This window comes from Stenotrophomonas sp. GD03930, assembly GCF_029839665.1.
In the GTDB taxonomy this organism is placed as follows: domain Bacteria; phylum Pseudomonadota; class Gammaproteobacteria; order Xanthomonadales; family Xanthomonadaceae; genus Stenotrophomonas; species Stenotrophomonas forensis.
Genome location: NZ_JAOCAV010000001.1, coordinates 2,325,555 through 2,337,586 on the forward strand (window position 1 = coordinate 2,325,555; position 12,032 = coordinate 2,337,586).

Annotated in this window: 6 protein-coding genes; 3 read left to right on the forward strand and 3 right to left on the reverse strand. The window is 67.1% G+C overall.

All coding sequences use genetic code 11. The annotated features are described in order from the left end of the window. The first annotated feature begins 909 nt into the window (after positions 1-909). Positions 910-2,325: a DEAD/DEAH box helicase gene (locus N5C18_RS10465; protein ID WP_053448695.1), complete on the forward strand. Its 1,416-nt coding sequence runs from the start codon at positions 910-912 to the stop codon at positions 2,323-2,325. 516 nt (positions 2,326-2,841) lie between these two features. Here N5C18_RS10465 and N5C18_RS10470 read toward each other — a convergent pair. Together N5C18_RS10470 and N5C18_RS10475 are read right to left on the reverse strand one after the other, a co-directional pair. Continuing rightward, entirely contained in the window at positions 2,842-5,436 is a 2,595-nt protein-coding gene (locus N5C18_RS10470; protein ID WP_279944476.1) for a M14 family metallopeptidase, read from the reverse strand. Positions 5,437-5,510: 74 nt separating this feature from the next. Beyond that, the gene (locus N5C18_RS10475) at positions 5,511-8,150 is read right to left on the reverse strand and encodes a TonB-dependent receptor (RefSeq protein WP_279944477.1); all 2,640 of its coding nucleotides are present in this window, start codon (positions 8,148-8,150) and stop codon (positions 5,511-5,513) included. A gap of 193 nt (positions 8,151-8,343) precedes the next feature. On the opposite strand from N5C18_RS10475, the gene queD reads away from it, so the two are divergent. Next, positions 8,344-8,706 carry a 6-carboxytetrahydropterin synthase QueD gene (queD, locus tag N5C18_RS10480; protein ID WP_053448692.1) on the forward strand — a complete coding sequence of 121 codons (363 nt, stop codon included), beginning with the start codon at positions 8,344-8,346 and terminating at the stop codon, positions 8,704-8,706. A gap of 115 nt (positions 8,707-8,821) precedes the next feature. After that, entirely contained in the window at positions 8,822-9,169 is a 348-nt protein-coding gene (locus N5C18_RS10485; protein WP_279944524.1) for a phasin family protein, read from the forward strand. Between the two features lie 903 nt (positions 9,170-10,072). Here the strand turns inward: N5C18_RS10485 and asnB are convergent. Continuing rightward, positions 10,073-11,974, reverse strand: coding sequence for an asparagine synthase (glutamine-hydrolyzing) (gene asnB / locus N5C18_RS10490; protein WP_279944478.1), 1,902 nt, complete (start codon positions 11,972-11,974; stop codon positions 10,073-10,075). Positions 11,975-12,032 lie beyond the last annotated feature (58 nt).

Sequence of the window (12,032 nt, forward strand, 5' to 3'; positions counted from 1 at the left end):
CAAATATGCGACGGCGCCAAGCTGCAGCGCGGCATCGGCCCACCCTACCGCAGTGGGGGGTTCGGCAGGGCTTGCAGCCCTGCACCTGCTCAATGCAACGACAACGGCAACGTCAAAAGCAGCTCTGGCTTTCTGCTGGTTGGGCGGGGCGGTGTGGGTGGGCAGGACACGCCGTAAACCCCGCTCTGCGGTCCGGCCCAGCCGCTGGCGGCTGTGCGTTCGGGCGCTTACGAAGCAGTGCTTCGCAAGCAAAGCGCCCTCACCCCTGGGGGCTCGATGGCGCCATCCATGGCGCCAACGGTCCTGCCCACCCACACCGCCCCACCCCCGACAGTTTCCCGATGACGGATCGAACATCCACGTCATTCATCGTCGAAATCCACCAGATATCGAGATAAATCGAATGAGATCTGACAGATCGCGGAAAACTGTCGAAGGCGGGGTGGGTCCGGTTGCGGGAGTGTCCGCGGCATGGATGCCGCGGCCAAGCCCCCATGGACGGGTTTACGGCGTCTCCCGCAACCGGACCCACCCCGCCACCCCACAGGAACCCGGCTTTTGATCTTGCTCCGGCCTTGGCTCTGGCCTCTGCGGGTGCAGGGCTGCAAGCCCTGCAGGCAGAACCCCTACCTGAACAGGCCTTTTTGCGTGAAGTCTCAAACATCGTTTAGACTTGCGGGGTCTGCAGCGGCCGTCCGTTTCCCTCCGGGATCGCCGGCGACCTGGGTCCGCCCTCTTCGCCCGCCCCCACTCCGACGCCGTTCGTCACGCATTCCAGCCTGCGCTTCGTGCCGGCTGCACCCAATTCTCGCAGCGCGGTTCACGGGAACGCTCCGAGTCAGCCGATCAGTTTGATCTGCCCCCGTCTGTCCAGTCGGACAGGCGTTTCTTGTACTTGGAGCAAACTCAATGTCTTTTGAATCGCTGGGCCTGGCGCCCTTCCTGCTGCGTGCGCTCGCCGAGCAGGGCTACGAAAACCCGACCCCGATCCAGCAGCAGGCGATCCCGCTGGCGCTGGCCGGTCGCGACCTGCTGGCCGGCGCTCAGACCGGCACCGGCAAGACCGCCGCCTTCGGCCTGCCGCTGCTGCAGCACCTGGGCACCGCCTCGCAGGAAGTGCGCAGCGGCCCGCGCAAGCCGCGCGCGCTGATCCTGGCCCCGACCCGCGAACTGGCCACCCAGGTGCATGACAGCCTGCGCGGCTACAGCAAGTACCTGCGCATCCCCAGCGCCTGCATCTACGGCGGCGTCGGCATGGGCAACCAGCTGGACATCCTGCGCCGCGGCGTGGACCTGCTGGTGGCCTGCCCGGGTCGCCTGATCGACCACCTGGAGCGTCGCAGCATCGACCTGTCCGGCATTGAACTGCTGGTGCTGGACGAAGCCGACCGCATGCTCGACATGGGCTTCCTGCCGTCGATCAAGCGCATCCTGGCCAAGCTGCCGAAGCAGAACCGCCAGACCCTGCTGTTCTCGGCCACCTTCGAGGACAACATCCGCCAGCTGGCGCTGGAGTTCATGCGCAACCCGGAACAGATCCAGGTGACGCCGAAGAACACCGTGGCCGAAACCATCACCCACCGCGTGCACCCGGTCGATGCCGGCCGCAAGCGCGACCTGCTGCTGCACCTGCTGGCGCAGGACAGCCGCGAGCAGACCCTGGTGTTCGCACGCACCAAGCATGGCAGCGACAAGCTGGCCACGTTCCTGGAAAAGTCGGGCATCAAGACCGCGGCGATCCACGGCAACAAGAGCCAGGGCCAGCGCCTGCGTGCGCTGGGCGACTTCAAGGCGGGCCGCGTGACCGTGCTGGTGGCCACCGACATCGCCGCGCGTGGCATCGACATCAACGAGCTGCCGAAGGTCATCAACTTCGACCTGCCGATGGTGGCCGAGGACTACGTGCACCGCATCGGCCGTACCGGCCGCAACGGTGCCACCGGCCAGGCGATTTCGCTGGTGGCGCAGGATGAAGTGAAGCTGCTGCGCGCGATCGTGCGCCTGCTGGGCCGCGACATGGACATCCGCGATGTGCCGGGCTTCGAGCTGCAGACGCCGATCCGCTGGGGCAACAGTGCACCGGGCAAGGCCGAGCACGATACCGGCGAGCGCGCACCGCGCAAGAACCACGCGCGCCGTCCGCACGGTGATGCACCGCGCCATGCGCATGCGGGCCCGAAGAAGTCCGGCGGCGGCCGTCGCGAGGGCGGTGGCAATGGCCAGCAGCGTGCGGGTGCAGGCGCGGGCCAGCGTCGTGGTGGTGGCGGCAATGGTGGCGGCCGTGGCCGCGGCCAGGGTGGCAACGGCGGCGGTCGCGCCGGCTGATCGCAGCTGAGGGTTTGTTGTGCTTCCCGCTGCGCGGGGGGCTATCGAGGGACGGCGCTGAGGCGCCGTCCTTTTTTGTTGCTGGCTACCGTGAGTAGAAGCAGGCGGTGCGTTGTGCTGAGGGCGGATGGGCGTGGGGCCAGCGCAAAACACGCCGTAAACCCATCCATGGGGGCTCGGTCGGCGCATCCATGCGCCTCACGGTTTTGCGCTGGCCCCACGCCCATCCGCTTCAAGCATTGCCTGCGCCTGCTTGTCCCGCCGGGTAGCCGGGAGAAGAAAGATCAAATTCAAAGGCAAAAGCCGAAGCCGACGGCTTTTTGCTTTTGCTTTTGCTCCCGCCTTGGGTTTGATGCATCCGCGCCCGCAGGAAACCGTCGAGGGGAGGCCGGGTGGGCTGCGCAGGACCGTTGGCGCCATGGATGGCGCCATCGAGCCCCCAAGGACGGGTTTACGGCGTGTCCTGCGCAGCCCACCCGGCCTCCCCCACACGCATCAGTCAAGGCGCGTAAAGCCTCAACCCCGCGCTTTCGCCGGATTCACCAGATTCCCGAAGAAGATCGCGTTGATCAGCAGTCGATCCGTCCCGTGCCAGTACTTGCGATGCGCCGGATCATCGGCAAACAGCACCACGTTGCCCTGCCCCTGCGCCGACACCAGCAGCCACGCGCTGCCCGCCACCCGCGTGCGGTTGCGCTCTGACAGGTAACCATTCACCCGCGGCGGCGTGTCGACGCGCACCACGGTCGAGAACGGATTCGCGCTCGGCTGCAGCGTCACCGTGTTTTCCTTGTTGATCGACAGCTGCCGGCGCGGCACGCCGAACGCCAACGGATGGCTGGTGTCCACGTCGGCACTGAGGATGTTGCCGCTGACCCGCTCGATCGCTGCGATGTCACGCTGGTCGCCGAACGCACGGCGGCTCTCACCAGCAGCCTCTTCTTCCTTGCCAAGCGTCTCGCCCTCGGCCAGCTTCTGTTCGATCGCCCACTTCGAAGCACTGCCGTAGGTCACCAGTGAGCCTCCGGCCTGTACCCAGCGCTTCAGTGCAGCCACCGCGGTGGCATCGACGCCGGTATAGGTGCCGCCGGACAGCACGATCGTGGTGTAGCGATCCAGCGGCACTTTGCCCAGCTGCTGCGGATCCAGCTTGCTGGCCGGAAGCTGCAGTTGCTGGTCAAGCAGGAACCAGGCCGAGCCAATCTCGGTGGCGGCCACGCCCTCGCCCATCACCAGTGCCACGGCTGGCTTGCGCAGCGCCTTGACGCCATCGCTGCCCAGGTCAACGCCCTCGCGGCTGCGCCCACTGGACAGCGCATGCACCTGCACGCGGGCAGCGCGTGCGGCGGCGCGCACCGCGTCCAGCAGCGCCGCGCCCTGCAGCGGCTGCCCGGCCACCGGAATGACGATGCTGCCGGCGGCGAAGTCCGCCTCGCCCTGTGCGGTGGCGGCAGTGAACGGCTGGAAGGTTGCGCGTGTACTCAGGCCCTTGCCCTGCAGCACCGCCAGCGCCCGGCCCGCGTTGTAGTCGCGCCAGTCGATGACATAAGCAAACCCGGCCTGGCCGCCAAGCACCTCGCCCTGTATCGGCGGAAGCTCCGCGATGCGGGCGCCACCGTCGATGCGGCTGCGACTGCCCCCGAACGCCACGCCGTAGGCCGGTGCGATCGCGTAGCTGGTGCTGCCGTAGAACACGTCGCCCTTGATCGGCGGCGTCTCGGCGAAGATCGAATGCACCAGCCGGAACTGCGCCTGCTGCACCGGCACCACGTAGGCGTTGCCCGGCGCGAAGTGCTGCCCATCCACGGTGACCGCACGATCCAGCGCGCGCACCTCGATGCGATGCAGCAGCAACAATTCCAGCAGGCGGCGGGTCAGTGCCGGATCATGCGCATCGCCAAACACGAAGCTCTTCACCGGCTGCTGCGCGGCCTGCTTCAGTGCGCTCTGGAAGAACTGCTTCTGCAGGTCGAACAGGCCGCTGCGCTCGGTCACTGCACCACGCACCGTGCCCAGCCCGGTAGCAACCTGGTTGCGGATGGTGAACGGGAACGCCAGCAGGCCATTCACCGATTCCTGCACACGGCCACGCGAACTGGCCTGCTCGACGGTCACGCCGACCGCGCCGTGGAAATCCGGATAGGTGGAGCCGTACACCGGCGAGAAGTTGTCGAAGTTCTCGCCGGTGTAGTACAGCGAGCCCAGCGCATCCAGTGCCTGCGCATGGTACTTGGCCAGGGTCTTGTTGAATTCGTACGACACCGCAGGGATCAACGGACTGTGCATGCTCTTCGGCGACGGCTCGAAGTAGTAGGTGCTGTCCTTGCCCATCTCGTGGAAGTCGATCTGCACGTTCGGGTACCACTGGTGGAACACCTCCACCTTCGGCCGCGAATCCTGCTGGGTCAGCGCAAGCCAATCGCGGTTGAGGTCGGTGAAGTAGTGGTTGGTGCGGCCCTGCGGGAACGGCTCGACGTGTTCCTTGTCGGCCGGGTCGGCCGAGGCCGGGTCCGAGGCCCAGGCGTTGTGCCAGTTGGCCGCGCGATCACGGCCGTCCGGATTCTGCGCCGGGTCGAACAGCACCACGGCCTGCTGCAGCCATTGCCGGGTGTCGGCATTCTGATTGGCCACCAGGTAGTACGCGGTCAGCATCGCGGCTTCGGCACTGGAGGTCTCGTTGCCGTGCACGCTGTAGCCCAGCCACACCACCACCGGGCTGTCGCCGGCGGCGCTGCGCGGCTGCGCCGGATCGACCAGGGTCGCGTGCTGCTGGCGGATCTGTTCCAGTCGCGCCTGGTTGCCCGCGGCGGTGACGGTGGCGATCAGCAGCGGGCGTCCCTCGTAGCTGCGGCCGATCTCGCGCACGCTGATCTTTTCCGAGCGTTTCGCCAGTTCCTGGAAGTAGGCCACCAGCTGGTCATGCCGTGTGTAACGGCTGCCGATCGGATAGCCGAGGAACTGTTCCGGCGTGGGAATGGACGTATCGAATGCGGCCGCTTCGGTGGCCTGCGGGAAGAAGTACGCGCTCTGTGCCTGCGCCGGCTGCGGCGAGGACAGTGCAGTGACTGCGGCGATCAGCAACGGAAGAACGGCACGGCGATGCAAGGACACGGTGGCTCCCCTGGAACACAACGGCAGGTAGTCGCGCGGCCGGCTCCCTTGGGTAGCCGGCCGCGGTGGGTGGATCAGAAGCGGTAGTCAAAGCCCAGCGTGAAGTAGCGGCCGCGCAGGTCGTACTGGCTGAAGTCGTACGGCGCACGGATGCCCGGGAACGAGGCGTCGTACGGCGGCGTCTTGTCTGCCAGGTTCTGCACCTTGGCGTACACGGTGAGCTTGTCGACGCCGGTGTAGGCCAGGTACAGGTCGTACTGGCTGTAGCTGCCGACGCGCTGCTGCACGGCCTTGGCCGCGGTGCTGGCTTCCTGGCGGTAGCTGCTGGTGTAGTACCAGGTCACCGCCGCGTTGAAGTCGCCGTACTTCCAGTCCAGCGTGGTGGTGGCCTTGTCCTTGGGCAGGGTCGCGCCGAGGTTGCTGCCGGCGTAGTCGACCAGCGGGCCGCCGACCACGGTCGGGCGACGGTAGTCACGCACGTGGGTGTAGGCCGAAGACACGGTGAAGTCACCCAGCGCTGCGGTCGGGATGCGCTGGCGCAGCTCGACATCGATGCCCGAGGTCTTCAGCTCGCTCAGGTTCTGGTAGCGGTTGTAGACCGCCTGCAGCTTGCCGCGCTCGTCGCGCTGCACGGCACCGGCCACGTTGTCGTTGACCAGGGTCTGGGTGTTGTTGGTGCCGACCAGATTGTCCAGCTGGATGCGGTAGTAGTCCACGCTCAGGTTGGTGTTGGCCCACGGCGACAGCACCACGCCGAAGTTCACGCTCTTGGTACGCTCCGGCTTCAGTGCATTGTTGCCGACGGTGAAGAAGGTCGGGTTCTGGCGCGAACCGGGCACGTCCGGGTCACGCGGATCCACCACGCTGCCGTAGGCGATGCTGGTGCTGTTGGAGTTCTCCGACAGCGACGGCGCGCGGAAGCCCTTCGACGCCGAGGCACGCACCAGCAGGACGTCCAGCGGCTGCCAGCGCAGGCCGAGCTTCGGCGAGAACGCATTGCCGAAGTCATCGTAGTGGTCGGCACGTGCGGCCGCGGACAATTCCAGCGTCGAGGCCAGCGGCACGTTCACTTCGGCGTAGGCGGCGCTGACCTGGCGCTGGCCATGCACTTCGGCAATGGCCGGGCGCACCTGCAGGCCGGCATCGATCTGCCATGGATTGTTGGAGTCCAGCTTCTCGCGCCGCCACTCGGCACCGGCGGCGAAGCCGATCTCACCGGCCCAGGTGTGGCCCAGGCTGCCGGAAATCTTCGCGTCGATGCCCTGCAGCTTGGACTCGGCCGGACGCAGGGTGGCGATGTTGATCGCATCACGCACCGACTGCGGCGTGGCTGCCGGGTTGAGCAGGTTGTAGCTGCCGGTGGCCAGTGCATCGGCCAGCGCCCAGCGGTTGGCGAAGCCACCGGACACGCTCTCGCGCTCGCTGCTGCGCGCCCCGAACGCGGCCACTTCCCAGTCCCACTTCGCGGTGGTGCCACGCAGGCCGAACACGCCGCGATAGGCGGTGGAACGGTTGGTCTTGAGGGTGCCGCCAAGGTCGAAGAAGGTGTACTCGATCGGGATCGCGCGGCCGTACGGGTTGTACGGATTGTTGGCCGGCAGCAGCGACGACACCGGCTCGGCCAGGCCACTGTCCGCGTTCAGTGCGAAGCGCCCGCTTTCCAGAGTGAAGAACGGGCTGCTGCCGAACCACGCGGTGCTCTTGATCTGGCTGTACAGCACTTCGCCGAAGGCTTCGACGTTGTCGTTCAGGCGGAAGGTACCGTTGGCGTAGGCCTGGTAGCGCTTGGTCGACGGAATCAGGGTGGTGAATGGCGCCTGGTTGAAACCGCAGGTATCGCCGGCCAGGCCGTCGATCGGCGCGCTGGCAACGCGGGTGGTGCCGGTCGGGCAGTTGCCGTTGGCATCGAGCATCGGCACCGACACTCCGTTCACCAGGTAGCGCGCGCCCTTGGCCGACCAGCCGTTCCAGCGGCCACCCGGCTTGTCGGTGTAGATGCCGCTCCTGGTCAGGTTGCGTTCGTCCTGGTCCAGGCGCTCGCGGTTGTAGCCCTGCAGGCTGAACAGGATGTTGTAGCCATCGGTGTCGAGATCACCGAGGCCGCCGACGAACTTCAGGTTCTGCTCGTGCAGGCCGCCCTGGTCGGCGCCGCCGAAGCTGCCACCGATCTCGGCGCCTTCGAAGTTCTGCCGGGTGATGATGTTGACCACGCCAGCCACCGCATCGGAGCCGTAGACGGCCGAGGCGCCGTCCTTGAGCACTTCGATGCGCTCCACTGCGACCAGCGGCAGCGCGTTGAGGTCGACGAAGGTGTCGGACAGGCCACCGGCCGGGAAGCCGTAGTTGGCCAGGCGGCGGCCGTTGAGCAGCACCAGCGTGTTCTTCTGCGACAGGCCACGCAGGCCGATGCCAGCCGAGCCGGAGGCCCAGCCGTTGTTGGTGGTTTCGTTGCTGGCGTTGCCGGTATTGGCCGAGATCGAGCGCAGCACATCGGCCACGGTGGCCTTGCCGGTCTGTTCCAGCTGCTGGCGGGCGATCACCTGCACCGGGTTGGAGGCTTCGGTATCGGTGCGCTTGATGTTGGAACCGGTGACGCGCACGGCGGCCAGGGTGCTGGCTTCGCCACTGGCATCGGCGGAGGATTCGGCGGCGGCGGACAAAGGCGCGGCCAGAGCGACGGCCAGGGCCGCCACGAGCAGGGTGTGCTTGGGCATGACGATGTGGGGGAGGTGGTAAGGACGACGAAGTTCCGCAGTAGTCCATGCCTGGCCGGCGTCCGGCCAATAACATCTCTTCATACGGATATAAGAGAAACTATCATCTCTTCATCCGGATGAAAAGAGTTTCTTCACGAGCAACCAACATCCACCCGGCCAGAGGCGACAGCCGCGGCGTACAATCGCCGCCATGGAAATCTTCAAAGTCTTCATGCTCGAGGCGGCGCACCGCCTCCCCAACGTGCCGCCGGGGCACAAGTGCGCGCGCCTGCACGGCCACTCGTTCCGGGTGGAACTGAAGGTCGAGGGCGAGCCCGGCGCGCAGACGGGCTGGATCATGGATTTCGGTGACGTGAAAGCGGCTTTCCAGCCGATCTACGAGCGCCTGGACCATCACTACCTCAACGACATCCCCGGCCTGGAGAACCCGACCAGCGAGAACCTGGCGGTGTGGATCTGGAACGAGCTCAAGCCCAGCCTGCCGGCGCTGAGCGAGATCACCGTGCACGAGACCTGTACCTCCGGCTGCCGCTACCGCGGCCCGGCCATCTGATCAAATCATTGATCTGAAAGGCTTTCTGAAGGCGCCATGGGCGCCTTCGTTATTTTTGTTGCAATGCGGCATCAACGGCGTATGCTGCATTGCATCAAGTCACACTCTGATGCCCATGGCCGCCGCCTTCAGCGATCGCTTCAGTGATGCCACCCGCCAGCTTGCTGCCGCGGCAACGCGTGCGAACCGGTTGGCGTTGGAGAACGCCGAAAGCATGTTCGGCGTGCAGCTGAAGGCGCTGGAGCGCAACCTGACCGCGACCGGTGGCTGGCTGGGTGAACTGGCCCGCAGCGACGATGCGGCCGGGGTGCTCAACAAGGGCGCGCAGCTGTGGCAGGACAACCTGCAGCGGCTGGGCCAGGCCCAGCAGGACGTGGTCGGCCTCGGCCTGCAGGCCGGCAAGGCCTGGTCCGAACTGGTGCAGGGTTACAACGAATCAAGCGCGGACGCGAACAGCCACTGACGCGACGCAACGCTCATTGCGTGGGTCCCTCCCCCCACGCAATCCGGACCCGGCAGATCCCTCCCTCTGCCGGGTCTTTTTTTGCCTGTTGTCTGGATGGAAGAGCGCTTCTTCGTCTGGACGCTCTGCGAACTGAAGGGCCCCGCCGGGGCAGGCAGGGGCCTGGGCAAATGTCCCCCGGCGCCGGCCGTTGGCCGTCACCTCCTCCCTTACTTTGCCCAAACCCCTGCCTACCCCGACGAGGCTCGGCGTGCGGTGAGTGGAGCGCAGTGCTCGCAGCAGCCTTTCAACGAGGCGCCGACGAACTCCGAACGCAGGGCGGAGGCCCTTGCGTACGAAGTAAAGGAGGAGGTGACGGCCAACGGCCGGCGCCGGAGGACATTCGTACGCAAGGGCCTCCGCCCTGCGCCGCGCAGAACAATCCGCCACACGCGCGTCTCCGTCCGCAATTGCCGCGAACGGATGGGCTCCGACGAGGCTCGGCCTGCGGGAGGTAAAGCGCAGTGCTCGCGGCAGCCTTTCAAGGAGGCGCCGACGAACTCCGAACGCAGGGCGGAGGCCCTTGCGTACGAAGTAAAGGAGGAGGTGACGGCCAACGGCCGGCGCCGGAGGACATTCGTACGCAAGGGCCTCCGCCCTGCGCCGCGCAGAACAATCCGCCGCACGCGCGTCTTCGTCCACAATTGCCGCGAACGGATGGGCCCCGACGAGGCTCGGCTTGCGGCAGGTAAAGCGCAGTGCTCGCAGCAGCCTTTCAAGGAGGCGCCGACGAACTCCGAACGCAGGGCGGAGGCCCTTGCGTACGAAGTAAAGGGGGAGGTGACGGCCAACGGCCGGCGCCGGAGGACATTCGTACGCAAGGGCCTCCGCCCTGCGCCGCGCAGAACAATCCGCGAAGGAACCTCAGCGCCCGCGACCACCGTGCCAGTGCTGGTGCCACGCCTGGAACATCAGCACGTTCCACAAGTGCGTGTGCCACTTGCGCTCGCCGCGCAGGAACGCCTCCCAGATGCCGCGTACGCGCACCGCATCGAAGCAGCCCTGGTTGCGCAGCAGCTGCGGATCCAGCAGCGCCTCCGCCCAGTCGCGCAGCGGACCCGCCAGCCAGCGCGCCATCGGCGGGCCGAAGCCGCGCTTGGGCCGGTACACCAGTGGCTCGGGCAGGTAGCGCGCCAACAGGTGCTTCAGAATCAGCTTGTGCTCGCCATCGTGGTACTTCAGATGCTGCGGCAGGCGCCAGGCCAGGCGCACCACCTCCATGTCCAGCAGCGGCGCACGGGTTTCAACGCCTGCCGCCATGCCCGCGCGATCGACCTTGGCGAGAATGCCTTCGGCCAGATCCATGCGGAAATCGAGCAGCTGGATGCGCGCCTCCGCCGGCAGCGCCGTGTCCTGCTGCTGGAAGATCGTCACCGGTTCGCGCGCGCCCAGCACCACCTGCGCCGGCTGCCGCCAGCGGGTCACGCGCTGCAGGTAATGACCTTCCACATCGTTGGCGGCGACCTCGGCCACCAGTGCGCGCCAGCCACCGAGGCGGCCACGCTCGACGTTCATGCGGTTGCCGCTGCGCCGCGCCAGGTCACGTACCCAGTCCGGCAGGCCACCACACAGGCGCGCATTGCGCAGCGCGCGGCCATAACTGGGATGTCCGAAGAACAGTTCGTCGCCACCGTCACCGGTCAATGCCACCGGCTTGCGCGCACCCAGCAGTTCACTGGCCAGCAGTGTCGGCAGCTGCGAGGCGTCGGCGAACGGCTCGCACCAGACCTGCGGCAGCCGCTGCAGCAGGTCCAGGCCCTGGCGCGCGTCCATCCGGTGCAGGTGGTGCTGCACGCCCAGGTGGCGCGCCACCTGCGAAGCCCAATCGCTCTCGTCGTGGCCCGGATCGTCGAAGCCGACCGTCCACGCTTCGATCGGCAGGGTCGACTGCGCCTGCATCATCGCCGTCACCAGCGAGGAGTCGGTGCCGCCGGACAGGAACGCGCCGCAGGCCAGTGGCGAGTGCATGCGTGCAGCGATGGCCTTCTGCAGTACCGCCTCCAGCTGGTCGGTGGCCTGCTCCAGGCTCGGCGCCGGCTGCAAGGGTTCCTGCAGCGCGCTGTGCATCGCATCGCGTGCACACCAGTAACGCGAACCGTCCTGCGCGGCCATGCTGGAGTGCCCCGCAGCATGGTCATTCATGTCGATGCGCAACATCGCGCCGGCCACCAGCTTGTGGATGCCACGGTAGATGGTGTGCGGCGCCGGCACGTAGTCATGGCGCAGCAGCAGGCTCAGGGCATCCTGGTCGATGCTTGGCGAGAAACCCTCAAAGGCCTGCAGCGCCTTCAGTTCCGACGCGAACAGGAACCTGCCCTGGTGCCAGCCGTAGTACAGCGGCCGCTCGCCCACCGGATCACGGGCCAGCCACAGCGCGCGCGACTCGCGGTCCCACACGCTGAAACCAAAGGCGCCCTCGATGCGCGACAGCGCCCGCTCCACGCCCCACTCGACGATCGCCTGCAACAGCAGGCGCGCATCGCTGCAGTTGCGCGGCAGATCGCGCAGCTGCACCTGCAGGTCGGCGCGGTTGTACAGGCGTCCGTCCAGGCACAGCACGTAGCGGCCGCAGTCCGAGCTCAGCGGCTGCAGCGGCGTATCGGTCGGTGCCCGGCAATGGCCCAGCGCCAGGCCGGCCTCGGCATCGGTCCAATAGCCGATGCGACCCCGGCCGCGCTGTTGCAACGCGCGCAGCATCGGCGCCAGTTGCTGCAGCAGGTGCTCGTCTTCGGCGGGCGGCAGCCAGGCCCCGACCACGCCGCTCATCGGGCACCTCCGCAGTGGCGGCGGGACAGGCACGGCAGGCAGAGGTTGGCGGGCGACA